The organism is Pseudomonas sp. D1-1 (assembly GCF_051132225.1).
Taxonomy (GTDB): Bacteria; Pseudomonadota; Gammaproteobacteria; order Pseudomonadales; family Pseudomonadaceae; genus Aquipseudomonas.
In genome coordinates, this window is record NZ_CP071676.1 from 5,107,610 (window position 1) to 5,124,812 (window position 17,203).

At 62.5% G+C, this 17,203-nt stretch carries 14 protein-coding genes; 9 read left to right on the forward strand and 5 right to left on the reverse strand.

Going from position 1 to position 17,203, the window contains the following annotated elements:
- Nucleotides 1-54: 54 nt before the first annotated feature.
- The 3 genes from amn to J3P86_RS23060 form a co-directional block, all read right to left on the reverse strand.
- A complete protein-coding gene (amn, locus tag J3P86_RS23050) occupies nt 55-1,554 on the reverse strand; it encodes an AMP nucleosidase (protein ID WP_305501175.1) in 1,500 nt (499 codons plus the stop codon).
- A gap of 565 nt (nt 1,555-2,119) precedes the next feature.
- Nucleotides 2,120-3,769 (reverse strand): acyl-CoA dehydrogenase family protein, encoded by a 1,650-nt coding sequence (locus tag J3P86_RS23055; RefSeq protein WP_434698948.1) that lies wholly within the window; start codon nt 3,767-3,769, stop codon nt 2,120-2,122.
- 73 nt (nt 3,770-3,842) lie between these two features.
- Nucleotides 3,843-6,227 (reverse strand): hybrid sensor histidine kinase/response regulator, encoded by a 2,385-nt coding sequence (locus J3P86_RS23060; protein WP_434628006.1) that lies wholly within the window; start codon nt 6,225-6,227, stop codon nt 3,843-3,845.
- A 406-nt stretch (nt 6,228-6,633) separates the two neighbouring features.
- Between J3P86_RS23060 and J3P86_RS23065 the strand changes: the two genes are divergently transcribed.
- The 4 genes from J3P86_RS23065 to J3P86_RS23080 all read left to right on the forward strand — a co-directional run bounded on the left by J3P86_RS23065 (nt 6,634) and on the right by J3P86_RS23080 (nt 10,158).
- Entirely contained in the window at nt 6,634-7,431 is a 798-nt protein-coding gene (locus tag J3P86_RS23065; protein WP_434698949.1) for a hydroxymethylpyrimidine/phosphomethylpyrimidine kinase, read from the forward strand.
- A 15-nt stretch (nt 7,432-7,446) separates the two neighbouring features.
- A complete protein-coding gene (thiE, locus tag J3P86_RS23070) occupies nt 7,447-8,073 on the forward strand; it encodes a thiamine phosphate synthase (protein ID WP_434571635.1) in 627 nt (208 codons plus the stop codon).
- Between the two features lie 27 nt (nt 8,074-8,100).
- Nucleotides 8,101-9,384, forward strand: a complete 1,284-nt coding sequence (hemL, locus tag J3P86_RS23075; protein WP_434571634.1) for a glutamate-1-semialdehyde 2,1-aminomutase — start codon at nt 8,101-8,103, stop codon at nt 9,382-9,384.
- Nucleotides 9,385-9,603: 219 nt separating this feature from the next.
- Nucleotides 9,604-10,158, forward strand: coding sequence for a tetratricopeptide repeat protein (locus J3P86_RS23080; RefSeq protein ID WP_305498608.1), 555 nt, complete (start codon nt 9,604-9,606; stop codon nt 10,156-10,158).
- Between the two features lie 141 nt (nt 10,159-10,299).
- Here the strand turns inward: J3P86_RS23080 and J3P86_RS23085 are convergent, their stop codons facing one another.
- Nucleotides 10,300-10,629 carry a DUF1820 family protein gene (locus tag J3P86_RS23085; protein ID WP_003185742.1) on the reverse strand — a complete coding sequence of 110 codons (330 nt, stop codon included), beginning with the start codon at nt 10,627-10,629 and terminating at the stop codon, nt 10,300-10,302.
- Between the two features lie 133 nt (nt 10,630-10,762).
- Between J3P86_RS23085 and miaB the strand changes: the two genes are divergently transcribed.
- From miaB to lnt, 5 genes are all read left to right on the forward strand, one after another.
- Nucleotides 10,763-12,091 carry a tRNA (N6-isopentenyl adenosine(37)-C2)-methylthiotransferase MiaB gene (miaB, locus tag J3P86_RS23090; RefSeq protein WP_434672882.1) on the forward strand — a complete coding sequence of 443 codons (1,329 nt, stop codon included), beginning with the start codon at nt 10,763-10,765 and terminating at the stop codon, nt 12,089-12,091.
- A gap of 215 nt (nt 12,092-12,306) precedes the next feature.
- Nucleotides 12,307-13,314 carry a PhoH family protein gene (locus J3P86_RS23095; RefSeq protein ID WP_434627991.1) on the forward strand — a complete coding sequence of 336 codons (1,008 nt, stop codon included), beginning with the start codon at nt 12,307-12,309 and terminating at the stop codon, nt 13,312-13,314.
- Nucleotides 13,307-13,765: an rRNA maturation RNase YbeY gene (gene ybeY, locus J3P86_RS23100; RefSeq protein WP_434571627.1), complete on the forward strand. Its 459-nt coding sequence runs from the start codon at nt 13,307-13,309 to the stop codon at nt 13,763-13,765. Before J3P86_RS23095 ends, ybeY begins: the two co-directional genes overlap by 8 nt.
- A gap of 40 nt (nt 13,766-13,805) precedes the next feature.
- On the forward strand, nt 13,806-14,645 hold the full coding sequence (locus J3P86_RS23105; RefSeq protein WP_186610826.1) for an HlyC/CorC family transporter: 840 nt from the start codon (nt 13,806-13,808) through the stop codon (nt 14,643-14,645).
- 27 nt (nt 14,646-14,672) lie between these two features.
- Nucleotides 14,673-16,196 (forward strand): apolipoprotein N-acyltransferase, encoded by a 1,524-nt coding sequence (gene lnt, locus J3P86_RS23110; protein ID WP_434698950.1) that lies wholly within the window; start codon nt 14,673-14,675, stop codon nt 16,194-16,196.
- Nucleotides 16,197-16,365: 169 nt separating this feature from the next.
- Here lnt and J3P86_RS23115 read toward each other — a convergent pair whose 3' ends face one another.
- Nucleotides 16,366-17,127, reverse strand: coding sequence for a YdcF family protein (locus J3P86_RS23115; protein WP_434698951.1), 762 nt, complete (start codon nt 17,125-17,127; stop codon nt 16,366-16,368).
- Nucleotides 17,128-17,203 lie beyond the last annotated feature (76 nt).

The following is a 17,203-nucleotide window of genomic DNA, read 5'->3' on the forward strand; positions in this document are numbered from 1 at the left end:
CGAGGCCGACATGCTAGTGGCCCGACCGTTAAATAACCACCGTTCAGGACGGTATCAGCGGAACGGCGGCTCGTCGAAGCTGCGCAGTTTGCGCGAGTGCAACGAGTTGAGTTCGTTGCGCAGCAGGTCCAGCGCCGCGATCCCGATCTTGAGGTGCTGGTTGACCGCCCGCTCATAAAACGCGTTGGCCGAACCCGGCAGTTTGATCTCGCTGTGCAGCGGCTTGTCCGAGACGCACAGCAACGTGCCGTATGGCACCCGCAAGCGGTAACCCTGGGCAGCGATGGTGCCGCTTTCCATGTCCACCGCCACGGCGCGGGACAGGTTGATCAACGGACGCTCCTGGGCCCAGCGCAATTCCCAGTTGCGGTCGTCGTAAGTCAGCACGGTGCCGGTGCGCAGGCGTTTTTTCAGCTCGTCGCCTTTTTCGCCGGTGATGTTCGCCGCCGCCTGCTGCAGTGCCAGCTGCACTTCGGCCAGGGCCGGGATTGGGATATTCGGCGGCACCACGCGGTCGAGGATGCCATCGCGGCGCATATAGGCGTGCGCCAGGACGTAATCGCCGATTGTCTGGGACTGACGCAGGCCGCCGCAGTGGCCGATCATCAGCCAGCAATGCGGACGCAGCACGGCCAGGTGATCGGTGATGTTCTTGGCATTGGACGGACCAACGCCGATGTTCACCAGGGTCACGCCGTGGCCGTCGCTGGCTTGCAAGTGATAGGCCGGCATCTGGTAGCGATGCCAGACCACGCCAGCGGCGATGGCCGAGGCTTCACCGTGATCCATGTTCTTGTCGATGATCACGTTGCCCGGCAGCACCATGCGCACGAAACGCGGATCGCTGCGCAACTGCTCCAGCCCGTGGACGATGAATTGGTCGACATAGCGGTGATAGTTGGTCAGAAGAATCCACGGCTGCACATGGCGCCAATCGCTGCCGGTGTAATGCACGAGCCGGCGCAGGGAGAAATCCACCCGCGCGGCGTCGAACAGTGCCAGGGGCAGCGGGTCGGTGTTTTCCCAATCGTAGAGGCCATCGGCGATGCCATCGGTGGCGGCCGACAGGTCGGTGCTGGGGAACACCCGCGCCAGCACTGCCGCCGTCACACCGGAACCGGCCAGTTCATCGCCCTGCTCCACCACATACGGGTACGGAATGTTCTGCTCACTGACGCCCACCTCGACGGTGACGGTGAAGTCGTGCATCAGCGGGACAAGCTGTTCGAGCAGGTATTTTCGAAATGCCGCCGGGTGGGTGACGGTGACGCTGTAGGTGCCCGGCAGCTGGACCTTGGCGTAGGCGCGGGTGGTCTGCGGGACTTCGCCATGGCAATGGTAGGTCAGGCGCAGGGCCGGATAGCGGAACAATGCGCGTTGCTCGGCATCCGGCTCGATGCGGTCCTTGAGATAACGCTTGAGCGCCTGGTTCAGCGCAGTGGTCGCACGCTCGTGCAGGGCCGCCAGCCGGTCCACGGCTTGCTCGGCGGTTTGAACGACAATAAACGCTTCGGTCACGATCAGCTTCCTGTGTTCTGACTTGCAGGCCTTCATCTTGCCTGCATCGTAGGCCGACGGGAACAGTGGCGTATTAGTTGTCCTTGCGCGGAGCCTTTTGTGGGAGCGGGCTTGCTCGCGATAGCGGTGTCTCAGGCAACATCGATGCTGAATGTACCGACGCCTTCGCGGGCAAGCCCGCTCCCACAGGGTTTGATGTTTACTCAGATGTTGCGTGCAGCACAGTTCCACTGTGGGAGCGAGCCTGCTCGCGATAGCGGTGTGCCAGGCAACATCGATGCTGAATGTACCGACGCCTTCGCGGGCAAGCCCGCTCCCACAGGGTTTGATGTTTACTCAGATGTTGCGTGCAGCACAGGTCCACTGTGGGAGCGAGCCTGCTCGCGAAAGCGGTGTGCCAGGCAACATCGATGCTGAATGTACCGACGCCTTCGCGGGCAAGCCCGCTCCCACAGGGTTTGATGTTTACTCAGATGTTGCGTGCAGCACAGGTCCACTGTGGGAGCGAGCCTGCTCGCGAAAGCGGTGTGCCAGGCAACATCGATGCTGAATGTACCGACGCCTTCGCGAGCAGGCTCGCTCCCACAGGGGTATGGGTTGTTTAGAAGCCGTGCGGGGTCGAGCGGGCGACGATGGCTTCGACATTCAGGCCGCGGGGCAACGCGCCGTAGACCCGGCCAGTGGAACCCAGCCGGCTGGCGATGAAGGCATCGCTGACATCGCTGTTCCCCGCTTCCAGCAACAGCCTGGCTTGCAGGCCGACGGCGATGTCTTCGGTCAATTGCCGGGCACGATACTGGATGTCATCGGTGTCCTTGAACGCTGCGTGCAACCGGTCGATATGGGCCGCCAGGCGATTGTCCCCATGGCCGTCGCCCAGTTCGTCGAACAGCACTTCCAACACGCCCGGCTCTTTGGACAGAGCGCGCAAGACGTCAAGGCACTGCACATTGCCGGAGCCTTCCCAGGTCGAATTGACCGGTGCCTCGCGGTACAGGCGCGGCAGGATGCTGTCCTCGACATAGCCGGCACCGCCCATGCATTCGGCCGCCTCGTTGATCATTGCCGGGGCGCGTTTGCAGATCCAGTATTTGCCTACTGCCGTCACCAGCCGGGCGAATTTGGCTTCATGCTCATCGTTCAGATGATCCAGCGCCCGGCCCATGCGCAAGCTCAGCGCCAACGCAGCTTCGCTTTCCAGGGCCAGGTCGGCGAGTACGTTCTGCATCAGGGGCTGCTCACTCAACAACTTGCCGCCGACCTTGCGGTGCGCGCAATGGTGACTGGCCTGGGTCAGGGCCTGGCGCATAAGGGCGCTGGAGCCGACCATGCAATCGAAGCGGGTCATGGCGACCATTTCGATGATCGTCGGCACGCCTCGGCCCTCTTCGCCGACCATCCAGGCCAGCGCACCACGGAACTCCACCTCGCTGGAGGCGTTGGAGCAATTGCCGAGTTTGTTTTTCAAACGCTGGATGTAGAACTGGTTGCGGGTGTCGTCCGGGCGGTGGCGCGGCAGCAAAAAGCAGGTCAGGCCCTTGTCGGTCTGGGCCAGGGTCAGGAAGGCATCGCACATCGGCGCCGAACAGAACCACTTGTGACCCACCAGCTCATAGGCCTGGCCCGGGCCACTGGCGCCTACCGGATACGCCTTGGTGGTGTTGGCGCGCACATCGGTGCCGCCCTGCTTCTCGGTCATCGCCATACCGAGAGTGACCCCGGCCTTGTGGGCCATGCCGACGTTACGTGGATCGTATTCGGTGGCGATTACTTTCGGCACCCAGCGCTCGGCCAGGTCCGGTTGCAGGCGCAGGGCCGGCACACTGGCAAAGGTCATGGTCAACGGACAACCGGTGCCGGCTTCGGCCTGGCTGTGCAGGTACGTCATCGAGGCGCGGGCGACATGCGCGCCAGGTTGCGGATGGGCCCACGGCAGGCTGGGCAGGCCATGTTCGATGGCGGTGCGCATCAGCTCGTGATAGGCAGGATGAAATTCCACCAGGTCGATACGATGGCCGTAACGGTCGTGGCTGGAAAATATCGGCTTGTTCTGGTTGGCCAGGAACCCCGCCTCCATCAACGGCCCGCCGGCCAGGGCACCATAGGCGTCAATCCGCGCCTGTGCCCACCCTGCGCCGAAACGCCGCGACCACTCTTGCAGCGGCAGGTCGATACGGTACAGGTTGGCGCCATCCAGGGACGGAGGCTGATTGGTGACGTCGTGGGTTTCGGCGAACTGGTGCAGGTTCATGACGGGGCTCCTTGGTCGGCCAGCAGAGGTCAGTTAAGCACCGCCTCCTGGCCGATCAAAGTGGCATATCCGCCTAAATGCCGGCGCTTTCACCCTGCTTCGGACAAAGTACCCGTCGTTGCAGAATCGCCTGCAGTGCTTCGAATTTCACCGGTTTGCTCAGGTAATCGATCAGGCTACCCGCAGGGCAATGCGCCTGGTCCACGTTCGGGCTGACCACCAGCACGGGTAAGTCCTCGCAACCTGACATCGCGCGGATCTGACAGCAGACCGACACCCCATCCGATGGTGTCGACTGACAATCGAGCAGCACCGCGTCAAAACTGTCGCCCTGCAGCAGCTCCAGCGCCGCGCGGCCACTGTCGGCGGTGCGTACTCGGTAGCCAAGCTTGAGCAACATGCCGCGCATCACCAGTTGGTCGATGTTGTTGTCGTCGGCCAGCAGCACCGTGCACTCCTGGGGCAAGCGCGCAGCCCGGCGTGCGCCGCCAGGAAACGTTGCCGGGACGGCCACAGGCAATGCGATGTCAAATTCCACGTCCAGCTGGAAGCGGCTACCGCGCCCCGGCTCCGAGGTATGGGTCAGGCGTCCGCCGAGCAATTCGACCAGTTGCCGACAAATCGCCAGGCCGACGCCGAGGCCGCCGTATTCGCGGGTCATCGAGCCGTCGAGCTGGAAGAAACGCTGGTACAGGGTCGCCTCCCCCAGATCGGTAAAGCCGATGCCGGTATCGATCACGGCAAAAGACAGCACCAGGCGATCGAGCTCCGACGTCCGGCCACTGACCCGCAGCGCGATGCCACCGACGCGGGTGAACTTGATGGCATTGTCCAGCAGGCATTCCAGGCACTGGGCCAATTTACCGCTGTCACCTAGCAAGCGGTCCGCCAGGCCAGGCGCTACGTCGACCTTGAAATCCAGGCCCTTGGCCGCCGCGTTGGCGCCGAACTGCACCTGCAGGGCCTCTATCACGCTGCGCAGGCTGAACGGCGCCGGATACACCTTGAGCTTGCCGGCCTGCAACTCGGTGAGGGTGAGCATGCCGTTGACCATGCGCATCATGTCCCGCGCCGAACCGGCTGCGGTCTGCTGATACTGGCTGAGTTCCTCGTCCATCTCGACGGTTTCCATCAGTTCCAGGCAACCGATCACACCATTCATCGGCGTGCGCAACTCATGGGTCAACGTGGCGAGAAATTCGTCCTTGAGCTTGTTGCCTTGGGCCAACTGCTGGTTCAGCACTTCGAGTTTCTGCCCGGCGTCGAACAGCGTCTGCGCCTGCTGTTCGCGCATGGCGTTGATGCGGTCCGCCAGGGCCAGGGACAACAGCGCCACCTCGATGGCAGAGCCGATCTGGCTGGCATACATGGTCAGGAAGATGTTCGGCAGGTAACCCAACACCATCATCGTATTGACGACGCCCCCCAGCAGAAACGCCGACCAGGCAATAATGAAGTAACGCGCCACCCGCAGCCCCCGCCACCAGGCGAACAAGCCGGCGGCGAAAATCACCACGGTGAACACCAGGGCCAGCGCCGTCGCCAGGCGCAGCGCCAGCGCATAGCTGGTCATCAACGACAGGCCCACCACCACCGCGCCGTAGGCAATCAGCGCGAGCAGCAATCGGTCGAGCCAGCGGCTGTGCTGGGCGGTTTGCAGGAAACTGCGGGCGAACTGACTGCCAAACACCCCCGCGCAACCAATGAAAAATGGCGTCGCCGCGTTGGCCCACCAAGGGTTGTCCGGCCAGAAATACTCAACCGCCGCGCCGTTGACCGACAATTGATAGAGGCCGAACGAGGCGATATAGAAGATGTAATAGAGGTAACTGGTGTCGCGCACGCTCAGGTAGATGAACAGGTTGTAGACCAGCATCCCCAGCAGTACGCCATAGATGATGCCCAGCACATACAGGCGCACCGGCTGCTGTTCCAGGTAGGCGGTGCTCGACCAGAGCGTCAACGGAGCCTGGATCGAGCCCTGGCTTTGCAGGCGCAGATACACGGTCTGGCGTTGATCGGGTTGGAAATCCAGGCTGAACAGGTAGTTGTTCTGGCGGACCTCGCGACTGGCGAACGGCAAGGCATCGCCGGTCTGGCGAACCAGGCGATAGGCACCTTGCGCATCGGCCAGATACAGGTCCAGGCGGTCCAGCGGCGGATACGCCAGCTCCAGCAGCCAGGTGCGCTGGGCGCCGGGATTGCCCGGGCGGTAGTGCAAGTCGATCTTCAGCCAGAACGCCGAGCGCGAATACCCTGCGTTCAGCGTGGCTTGGTCGTGGGGTTTGAAGCGCCCAACCGCGGCCTGGGCCAGGACGTCCTCGAGCGTGGCCGTGCCGCTGGCATCCTCGAACACCTGCAAGGCATGGCCCAAGGGCAGGCTTCGGGTAGATTCATCGAATTCAAGGGCGCTTGCCAAGGGGGACAAGCACAGCAGCAACATCAGCAAATAGCGCATTAAAGCCCCAGCGTGGCCTGTCCGGTTGAGTCAGGAAGCCCCCCATTCCCTGAGTAGACGTAAAACCGGCATTACCTGTTATTGGTTGGATCCATCCGTAGCATAGCCGTTGATGGCCAATTTGCACCATTGAAATTTTTCCGACAAAAGGCTCTAGCACGGGCGTCTCAGCGCCAAGCGTTGAGATAGAGCTGTTGCTTTGGTCAGGTTGGTACTGGAGGGCCATTCGTGGCGAGGGAGCTTGCTCCCGCTCGGTTGCGTAGCGACCGCAAGATCTCGGGGCCGCTTCGCGCCCCAGCGGGAGCAAGCTCCCTCGCCACAAAAGCAGTCGCCAGCAGGAAACGTCGCGTAAATCCCTCAGAGCCCGATCACCGATAAATGGGGTTTGGTGATAAGCTCGCGCACCATGAATATCTACAACTCCCGCCCCGTTGTCCTCTGTCTCTCCGGCCACGACCCCAGTGGTGGCGCCGGCTTGCAGGCAGATATCGAAGCCCTGCTCGCCCAGGGTTGTCATGCCGCCCCGGCCGTTACCGCGTTGACCGTGCAAGACACGGTCAATGTCAGCGATTTCCGCGTACTCGATCGCGAGTGGGTAATGGCCCAGGCCAATGCCGTGCTCAACGATTCGCCCGTCGCGGCGGTCAAGCTGGGGATGCTAGGTTCGCTGGAAATGGTCGACACAGTGGTCGAGCTGCTCCAGGCGCATCCACACCTGCCGATGGTCTGCGACCCGGTGCTGCGCGCCGGTGGTGGCGGACGGCTGGGCAAGGATGAAGTCGGCTACGCCATGCGCGAGCGCCTGCTGCCGCTGGCAATCATCGCCACGCCCAACCTTCCTGAAGCACGCATTCTCGCCGAACTGCCGGAAGGCAGCGCCGATGAATGCGCCGAAAAACTGCTGCCCTTCGTCAAGCACCTGCTGATTACCGGCGGTCACGGCGATGAACATGAAGTCCACAATCGCCTGTACAGCCGCGACGGACACCGCGAGACCTTCACCTGCCAGCGCTTGCCCGGCAGCTATCACGGTTCCGGCTGCACCCTGGCCAGCGCCCTGGCCGGCCGGCTGGCCCTGGGTGAACAGCTCGCCAGCGCGGTGAAGACCGCGCTGGATTACACCTGGCGCACCCTGCGCGATGCCGAACAATTGGGCAAAGGCCAGTTCGTACCGCGTCGCCTGCCGCTGGATTTCTGCTCGTAGCAAAGGAGCCGTGGAATGAAATTACGTGGCCTTTATGCCGTCACCGACAGCCAGTTGCTGGCCGGCAAGTTCCTCGCCTACGTGGAAGCCGCGCTGGAAGGTGGCGTGACCCTGCTGCAATACCGCGACAAAAGCAGCGACGAGGCCCGGCGCCTGCGCGAGGCCGAGGCGCTGCGCAACCTGTGCGAGCGCTACAAGACCCAACTGATTATCAACGATGACGCCGAACTGGCCGCACGCCTCGGCGTCGGCGTCCACCTGGGCCAGACCGATGGCCCGCTGGCGCCGGTGCGGGCGTTGCTGGGGCACAAGGCAATCGTCGGCGCCACTTGCCACGCCAGCCTGGAACTGGCCGAACAGGCCGTCCGGGAAGGCGCCAGCTACGTCGCGTTCGGGCGCTTCTTCAATTCCAATACCAAGCCCGGGGCGCCCGCCGCAAACCTTGAACTGCTCGAACAGACCCGTATCAAACTGCATATACCGGTGTGCGCCATCGGCGGCATCACTCTGGAAAACGCCGCCCCGCTGGTGGCCCATGGCGTCGACCTGCTCGCGGTGGTCCATGGCCTGTTCGGCGCCGACAGCACGGCTGAGGTGACGCGCCGCGCCCGCGCCTTCAACGACCTGCTGCAAACCAAATAGTCATTTCCCGATTTCGAGAGCCCTACCATGTCCCGTTCCGAAACCCTGTTTGCCAACGCTCAGAAACACATCCCCGGCGGCGTGAATTCACCCGTTCGTGCGTTCAAGAGCGTCGGCGGCACCCCGCTGTTCTTCAAGCACGCCGAGGGCGCGTATGTCACCGACGAAGACGACAAGCGCTACGTCGACTACGTGGGTTCGTGGGGCCCGATGATCCTCGGCCACAGCCATCCGGACGTGTTGGACGCGGTGCGCAAGCAATTGGAGCACGGCTTGTCCTATGGCGCGCCGACCGCGATGGAAACCGAAATGGCCGATCTGGTCTGCTCCATCGTGCCATCGATGGAAATGGTGCGCATGGTCAGTTCCGGCACCGAGGCGACCATGAGCGCGATCCGCCTGGCGCGCGGCTACACCGGGCGCGACAGCATCATCAAATTCGAAGGCTGCTACCACGGTCACTCCGACAGCCTGCTGGTCAAGGCCGGCTCCGGTGCGCTGACCCAAGGCGTGCCCAGCTCGGCGGGCGTACCGGCGGCATTTGCCAAACACACGCTGACCCTGCCGTTCAACGACCTCGAAGAAGTCGAGAAAATGCTCGGGGAAGTCGGCCAGGAAGTGGCCTGCATCATCGTCGAGCCGGTGGCCGGCAACATGAACTGCGTGCCGCCAGCGCCGGGTTTCCTCGAAGGCCTGCGCAGCCTGTGCGACCAGCACGGCGTGGTACTGATTTTCGACGAAGTGATGACCGGCTTCCGCGTCGCCCTCGGCGGTGCCCAGGCTCATTACGGCGTAACGCCGGACCTGAGCACCTTCGGCAAGATCATCGGCGGCGGCATGCCGGTAGGCTGCTTCGGCGGCAAGCGCGCGATCATGGAATGCATCGCCCCGCTGGGGCCGGTCTACCAGGCCGGTACCTTGTCGGGCAATCCGCTGGCCATGGCTGCCGGCCTGACCACCCTGCGCCTGATCAGCCGTCCGGGTTTCCACGCCGAGCTGAGCGACTTCACCACTCGCCTGCTCGACGGCTTGCAAGTACGCGCCGATGCGGCGGGCATCCCGTTCGTGACCACCCAGGCCGGCGGCATGTTCGGCCTGTACTTCAGTGGCGCCGATGACATCGTGACCTTCGACGACGTGATGGCCAGCGACGCCGACCGCTTCAAGCGCTTCTTCCACCTGATGCTCGAGGGTGGCGTATACCTGGCGCCAAGCGCGTTCGAAGCCGGCTTCACCTCCATCGCCCATGGCGAGGCGGAGTTGAAGATCACCCTCGACGCGGCCGAGCGGGCCTTTGCTGCACTGAAGTAAACGTGTGGACGACTGACGCTGGCTGACACCAGCGTCAGTGATTGGCCATTGCCCCGGGATACCTTTTTCCAGGTATTTGCCCAACAAGTGGCCGCTATCGTTCCCTCGCAGCAGAAAAACGAGTAAAGACTTTGTAAGGATGGCCCTGCTTATTTCATAATGCGCGCTTATTGGATCCCCCGGAGGGTCCACGCGCCCCTCAGAGGTAAGTCGATTCCCATGAACCGCACCGGCCGCACCCTTGCCTTGGGCTGCCTGTTGCTCCTTCAGCCCCTGCTCGCCAACGCACAGGCAGGCGGCAACTCGTTGTTGATCCCGGCGATGGGCCGTTGCACGCTCAACACCCAGCCACAAGATCTGGCACCGGCACTCGACGCCTGTCGAAAAGCCGCCGACGAGGGCGATGCCCAAGCGCAATATGAGCTGGGCGAGTTCTACTATGACGGCAAGGCCGCGCCCCGCGACCTCAAGCAAGCCCTCGACTATTTCGAAAAAGCCTCGCTGCAAGGCCACGCCCAGGCGCAATTCAAGCTTGGCGGCATGTTCTTCCATGGCGAAGGTGTGCCGGCCAACAACGTCCAGGCTTACATCGTATTGAAGATGGCGGCGGTCAACGGCGCCGAGGAGGCACTGGACACCGCCGATGAAGTCGCCGAGCAGATGCCCCGCGACGAGCTGGAAGTGGCGACCCAGGTGCTGGGCCAGATCTTTCGCAAATACCTGATGGAATTGCAGAACGCCGACGGGCGTACGCCGTTCTCGCCGCTGCCCTGATTATTGCTTCAGCCTGGATGGCCTCATCGCGAGCAGGCTCGCTCCCACAGTTGGATCCCTGTAGACACAAAATTTGTGTACACCAGCAATCCATTGTGGGAGCGAGCCTGCTCGCGATTGGGAGCAACTCGGTGTTGAGCCTTACTTCTCAGGCATCGGCATCGGAAACGGCATGACATTGCCGACCGCGCCACGGGCTTCGCTGATTTTCGGCGTGCCCAGGCGCTCGACCTCGTCGATGCGCACGATCGAGTGCATCGGCACGAAGCTGCGCACCACGCCTTCGAACTGCGCCTTGAGCTTTTCTTCGCTCGGGTCGACGACCACTTGCGTGCGCTCGCCAAAGACGAATTCCTCGACCTCCAGGAAGCCCCACAGATCACTCTGATAGATCTGTTTGGCGTACATTTCGAACACCTGGCCCTGGTTGAGGAAAATCACCTTGTAGATTGGAGCTTCACGTTTGGTCATGGCTGGCGAAACACATCGGCGGGTAAAAATGAGGGCGCGAACTATAGCATAGCCACTGCTCGCGCGAATTAGCCACACAGGCCACTATTTCTCTATAATGCGCGGTTCTTTGAATCACGTGATGAACCCGTCCATGGCCAAGAAGCTTTACATCGAAACCCACGGTTGCCAGATGAACGAGTACGACAGCTCGCGCATGGTCGATCTGCTGGGTGAACACCAGGCCCTGGAAGTCACCGCTCGCGCGGAAGACGCGGACGTGATCCTGCTCAACACCTGCTCGATCCGCGAACGCGCCCAGGACCGGGTGTATTCCCAGTTGGGCCGCTGGCGCGAACTGAAGCTGGCCAACCCGGATATGGTCATTGCCGTTGGCGGCTGTGTCGCCAGCCAGGAAGGCGCGGCCATTCGTGACCGCGCGCCCTACGTGGACGTGGTCTTTGGCCCACAGACCCTGCACCGCCTGCCGGAGATGATCGACGCCGCACGCATTACCAAGCTGCCGCAAGTAGACGTCTCGTTCCCGGAAATCGAAAAATTCGATCACCTGCCCGAACCGCGTATCGACGGCCCAAGTGCCTACGTATCGGTGATGGAAGGCTGCAGCAAGTACTGCACCTTCTGCGTGGTGCCGTATACCCGCGGCGAAGAAGTCAGCCGCCCCTTCGACGACGTGATTGCCGAGATCATCCACCTGGCGGAAAACGGCGTGCGCGAAGTGACCCTGCTGGGGCAGAACGTCAACGGCTACCGAGGGCTGACCCATGACGGTCGCCTGGCGGACCTTGCCGAACTGATCCGCGTCGTGGCGGCGGTGGACGGCATTGACCGCATCCGTTACACCACCTCACACCCGCTGGAGTTTTCCGACAGCCTGATCCAGGCCCACGCCGAGGTCCCCGAACTGGTCAAGCACCTGCACCTGCCGGTGCAATCGGGTTCCGACCGGATCCTCGCGGCCATGAAGCGCAACCACACGGCGCTCGAATACAAATCCAAGCTGCGCAAGTTGCGCGCGGCGGTCCCGGGGATCTGCATCAGTTCGGATTTCATCGTCGGTTTCCCCGGCGAAACCGAGAAGGATTTCCAACAGACCATGAAGCTGATCGAGGATGTGGGCTTCGATTTCTCCTATTCCTTTGTCTACAGCCAGCGCCCCGGCACGCCAGCGGCGGACCTGGTGGACGAGACGCCCGAGGAAGTGAAGAAGGAGCGACTCAATGCCTTGCAGCACCGCCTTAACCAGCAAGGTTTCGAGATCAGCCGACAAATGGTCGGCTCCATCCAGCGGATCCTGGTGACCGATTACTCGAAAAAAGACCCGGGCGAATTGCAGGGGCGCACCGAGAATAACCGTATCGTCAACTTCCGCTGCGACACTCCGGCATTGATCGGCCAGTTCGCCGACGTGCACATCGACGCCGCGCAACCGCACTCCCTGCGCGGTTCGCTGGTCCAGTAACAACACCACTCCATGTGGGAGCGAGCCTGCTCGCGAATGCGCTATTACGGTCAATATCGAGGTTGGATGTGACAGCGCTTTCGCGAGCAGGCTCGCTCCCACACTGGTCGTGGCGAGCCTGTTGTCAGATTGCGCCGCTTAAGAGCTTTCGCACCCAGCCTACTGGCGTTATCCTTGATTTCATCTTAATTGCCCCTGGGCGGCTAAAAACGACCTTGAACGCACCCATCGAACCACATCGTTTCATTCTCGAGCCCTTCGAGGCTCGCCGCTTCGCCAATCTGTGCGGGCAATTCGACGAGCATCTGCGCTTGATCGAACAGCGCCTGGCCATCGAGATCCGCAACCGCGGAAACCAGTTCGAACTGATCGGCGAACCCAAGCACACCTCCTCCGCGGAAAACCTGCTGCGCCGCCTCTATCGGGAAACCAAGGCAAGCGAGCTGTCGCCGGATCTGGTCCATCTGTTCCTGCAGGAATCGGCTGTCGAGGAACTCGACAACCCAGCCCCTGCGGAACCTGCGGTGGCCCTACGCACGAAAAAAGGCATGATTCGCCCGCGCGGCCTGAATCAGCAGCGCTACGTGAAGGAAATCCTCGCCAACGATATCAATTTCGGTATCGGCCCGGCCGGCACCGGCAAGACGTACCTGGCCGTGGCCTGTGCGGTCGATGCGCTGGAGCGCGAACAGGTGCGACGCATCCTGCTGGTGCGCCCGGCGGTCGAAGCCGGGGAAAAGCTCGGCTTCCTGCCCGGCGACCTTTCCCAGAAAATCGACCCGTACCTGCGCCCGCTCTACGATGCGCTGTACGAAATGCTCGGTTTCGAATACGTCGCCAAGCTGATCGAACGCCAGGTCATCGAGGTTGCGCCACTGGCCTACATGCGTGGCCGCACCCTGAACAACAGCTTCATCATCCTCGACGAAAGCCAGAACACCACCGTCGAACAGATGAAGATGTTCCTGACCCGGATCGGCTTCGGCTCCACCGCCGTCATCACCGGGGACATCACCCAGGTCGACCTGCCCCGTGGCACCAAGTCCGGGCTGAACCATGTGATCCAGGTGCTCAAGGATGTTCCGGGCATCAGCTTCACGCATTTCATGCCCAAGGACGTCGTGCGCCATCCGCTGGTGCAGCGCATCGTCGAAGCCTATGAACGCTTCGAGAATCGCCAGGAAGACGCGCCCGCCGCCAAGGGCAACAGCCACGATGCTTGAACTCGACCTGCAACTGGCCAGCGAACATGCAGCCCCCGGCGAGGCCCAGTTCCGTCAATGGTGCGAACTGGCCCTGCGTCAGCGTAGCGCCGACTCGGAACTGACCATCCGCCTGGTGGACGAAGCCGAAGGTCGCGAGTTGAACCACACCTGGCGGCAGAAGGACTACGCCACCAACGTGCTGTCCTTCCCCGCCGACGTGCCCGACGAGCTGCTCGATATCCCGCTATTGGGCGACCTGGTGATTTGCGTCCCCGTGGTGGAGCGTGAAGCGGCGGAACAACACAAGACCCCTGAGGCCCACTGGGCTCACCTGGTGATTCACGGCTGCTTGCATTTGCTCGGTTACGACCATATGGAAGATGACGAAGCCGAGGAAATGGAAGCACTGGAACGAACGTTGCTTGCCGAGCTGGGTCATCCCGACCCTTATGCCGGCGACGAACACTGATACATCAACCTGTAACGACAAAGGATTCAGAGTAATCGCTATGAGCGAAGATCGATCGACCAACGGGCAGAAGTCATGGCTGGGCAAGCTCACCCAGGCTTTTGCCCATGAGCCGAAAAACCGCCAGGAGCTGCTGGAGCTGCTGCGCGATGCACACCAGAACAAACTGTTGGACAGCGAAGCGCTGGCCATCGTCGAAGGCGCCATCCAGGTCGCTGACCTGCAAGTGCGGGACATCATGGTCCCGCGCTCGCAGATGGTCAGCATCAAGGCGACCCAGACTCCCCGCGAATTCCTTCCGGCCGTGGTCGATTCCGCTCACTCGCGCTACCCGGTCGTCGGCGAGAGCCATGACGACGTCATGGGCGTGCTGCTGGCCAAGGACCTGCTGCCGCTGATCCTCCAGGAGAACGGCGACAGCTTCAACATCAAGGACTTGCTGCGTCCGGCCACCTTCGTGCCCGAGTCCAAGCGCCTTAACGTGCTGCTGCGCGAGTTCCGCGCCAATCACAATCATATGGCCATCGTCATCGACGAATACGGTGGCGTGGCCGGACTGGTTACCATCGAAGACGTGCTTGAGCAGATCGTCGGCGACATCGAGGACGAACACGATGTCGAGGAAGACAGCTACATCAAGCCACTGCCCAGCGGTGACTTCCTGATCAAGGCCCTGACGCCCATCGAGAACTTCAACGAGTTCTTCGACAGCGAGTTTTCCGACGATGAGTTCGATACCGTCGGCGGCTTGGTCATGAGCGCTTTCGGCCACCTGCCCAAGCGTAACGAAACCACCGAGATCGGCTCCTGGCGCTTCCGCATCCTCAATGCCGACAGTCGCCGGATCCATCTGCTGCGCCTGTCACCCATTGCCCGTTAACCCCTGCGAGACCCGCTAAGGAAACACATGCGCTGGATAACCCGCCCCGGCTGGCCCGGTAACCTGCTGGCCGTGGCGGCCGGCGCGATCACCACCCTGGCGTTGGCACCCTTCGACATCTGGCCGCTGGCATTGCTCGCGGTCGGGTTGTTCTACGCCGGCTTGCGCGAACTCTCGCCCCGCCAGGCCCTGGGCCGTGGTTGGTGTTTCGGTTTCGGCCTGTTTGGCGCCGGCACCAGCTGGATCTACGTCAGCATTCACAACTTCGGCGGCGCCTCGGTGCTGCTCGCCGGTCTGTTGATGCTGTTGTTCATCGCCTCCATCGCCTGGTTTTTCGCCCTGCCCGCCTGGCTGTGGGCGCGCTGGCTGCGGCGCAACGAGGCGCCCCTGGCCGACGCACTGGCCTTCGCCGCGCTGTGGTTGGGCCAGGAAGCTTTCCGCGGCTGGTTCCTGACCGGTTTCCCGTGGCTTTATTCCGGCTATAGCCAGCTCGATGGCCCGCTGGCGGGGCTCGCGCCGCTGGGCGGGATGTGGCTGATATCCTTCACCCTCGCCCTGACCGCCGCGCTGCTGTACAACGTGCCCCGGCTGCTGCGCGCCGGGCGCAAGGGCTTCATCGCTGCGGGCCTGGTGCTGCTGGTCGGTCCGTGGGTCGCCGGCATGACGCTCAAGGGCCACGCCTGGACCAGTCCTTCGGGCGACCCGCTGAGCGTGGCGGCGATCCAGGGCAATATCGAACAAAGCATGAAGTGGGACCCCGAACAGCTCAACGCGCAGTTGGCGCTGTACCGCGACATGAGCCTCAGTTCCAAGCGCGTCGACCTGCTGGTCTGGCCGGAAACCGCGGTGCCGGTGCTCAAGGAGTCTGCCCAGGGTTACCTGGACATGATGGGCAGCTTCGCCGCCGAGCGGCATTCGGCGCTGATCACCGGCGTGCCGATTCGCCAACTGGTGCGCCACGAGAGACGCTACTTCAACGGCATCACCGTGACCGGAGAAGGCGATGGCACCTACCTCAAGCAGAAACTCGTGCCCTTCGGCGAGTACGTGCCGTTGCAGGACCTGCTGCGCGGGCTGATCGCATTCTTCGACTTGCCCATGTCGGATTTCGCCCGGGGCCCGGCCGACCAGCCACTGCTGCAAGCCAAGGGTTACCAGATCGCTCCATTCATTTGTTACGAAGTGGTCTACCCGGAATTCGCCGCCAGCCTTTCGGCGCGCAGCGACCTGCTGCTGACCATCAGCAACGACACCTGGTTCGGCACCTCGATCGGCCCCTTGCAGCACCTGCAAATGGCGCAGATGCGCGCGCTGGAAGCCGGCCGCTGGATGATTCGTGCCACCAACAACGGCGTGACCGGCCTGATCAACCCCTTCGGCCAGATCACCGTCAGCATCCCGCAATTCGAGCGCGGCATCCTCTACGGCGAAGTGGTGCCGATGCACGACCTGACGCCCTACCTGCAATGGCGTTCGTGGCCGTTGATCATCCTGTGCGTGTTGCTGCTGGGCTGGGCGTTGATGGCCGGACGGATGGCCAAGACCGTTTGACACACCTCTTGTAGGGCTGGATATCTCTGTGGCGAGGGAGCTTGCTCCCGCTCGGCTGCGCAGCAGTCGCAAAACCGGACAGTGCGGTTTACCTGGAGCACTGCTGGGGCCTGCTTCGCAGGCCAGCGGGAGCAAGCTCCCTCGCCACAATAGCGTTCACCTTGATAAGTCAGCGGTAGAACAACCAATACCCCACCAACCCCACCGCTTCATTCATCAACTGTCCCGACTGCCAGATCGACTTGAATTCCGGCATCCAGCCGCCCAATGGCCGGGCGTTATCCTGGCCGAGAAACCCCATCGGCGCCGGTACCACCTCGAAGCCCGCACGCTGGAAGCTCCAGACCGCGCGCGGCATATGCCAGGCCTGGGTCACAACGACCACGCGCTTGACGCCTTCAGGCAACAGAATCTGCGCGCTCATCTGGGCATTTTCCCAAGTCGTGCGGCTGCGCTCTTCCAGCCAGCGTACGGTCACCCCGTGATCATCGCGCATCGCGTCGGCCATCAGCTTCGCTTCGCTGGGCGGAGTGCCATAGTGCAAGCCACCAGTAGTCAGCACAGGCAGGCCGGACGCCTTCGCCAGGCGCGCCGCATAGCGCTGGCGCTCCAGACCGATACCGGTGGGCTGGTCAGTGCCCCAGGCCAGGTCGCCACGCTCACGACCGGACCCCAGCACCACGATGGCGTCGGCACGCTGAGCCAGGGTCGCCCATTCACTGCGCGGCAGTGGCGGCTCACGCTCCAATGCCCCGGCGCTCCACTGCACTACCACCGGCAGGCTCATCAGCCAGAAACCACCCAGGCCCGCCGCAAAACACAGGCGAGCCAGGCGCGGCCGGGAGTCGCGCCACCACCAGGCAAGCGCCAGCAGCAGTAAAAGAATGCCGGGCGGCAATAGAAGTTGTTTGATGAAATAACGAAACGGCATCGGGCATCTCCAAAGATGCCCGAAGCCTAGGTGGGTTGACGCAATGCGACAACAGATTCGAAAAAAGCCGAATCAA

Excerpts from the sequence above, each read along its gene's own strand:
- amn (WP_305501175.1), bottom strand. The coding sequence starts at position 1,554 with ATGAAGGCCTGCAAGTCAGAACACAGGAAGCTGATCGTGACCGAAGCG.
- J3P86_RS23055 (WP_434698948.1), bottom strand. The coding sequence starts at position 3,769 with ATGAACCTGCACCAGTTCGCCGAAACCCACGACGTCACCAATCAGCCT.
- J3P86_RS23060 (WP_434628006.1), bottom strand. The coding sequence starts at position 6,227 with ATGCGCTATTTGCTGATGTTGCTGCTGTGCTTGTCCCCCTTGGCAAGC.
- J3P86_RS23065 (WP_434698949.1), top strand. The coding sequence starts at position 6,634 with ATGAATATCTACAACTCCCGCCCCGTTGTCCTCTGTCTCTCCGGCCAC.
- thiE (WP_434571635.1), top strand. The coding sequence starts at position 7,447 with ATGAAATTACGTGGCCTTTATGCCGTCACCGACAGCCAGTTGCTGGCC.
- hemL (WP_434571634.1), top strand. The coding sequence starts at position 8,101 with ATGTCCCGTTCCGAAACCCTGTTTGCCAACGCTCAGAAACACATCCCC.
- J3P86_RS23080 (WP_305498608.1), top strand. The coding sequence starts at position 9,604 with ATGAACCGCACCGGCCGCACCCTTGCCTTGGGCTGCCTGTTGCTCCTT.
- J3P86_RS23085 (WP_003185742.1), bottom strand. The coding sequence starts at position 10,629 with ATGACCAAACGTGAAGCTCCAATCTACAAGGTGATTTTCCTCAACCAG.
- miaB (WP_434672882.1), top strand. The coding sequence starts at position 10,763 with ATGGCCAAGAAGCTTTACATCGAAACCCACGGTTGCCAGATGAACGAG.
- ybeY (WP_434571627.1), top strand. The coding sequence starts at position 13,307 with ATGCTTGAACTCGACCTGCAACTGGCCAGCGAACATGCAGCCCCCGGC.
- J3P86_RS23105 (WP_186610826.1), top strand. The coding sequence starts at position 13,806 with ATGAGCGAAGATCGATCGACCAACGGGCAGAAGTCATGGCTGGGCAAG.
- lnt (WP_434698950.1), top strand. The coding sequence starts at position 14,673 with ATGCGCTGGATAACCCGCCCCGGCTGGCCCGGTAACCTGCTGGCCGTG.
- J3P86_RS23115 (WP_434698951.1), bottom strand. The coding sequence starts at position 17,127 with ATGCCGTTTCGTTATTTCATCAAACAACTTCTATTGCCGCCCGGCATT.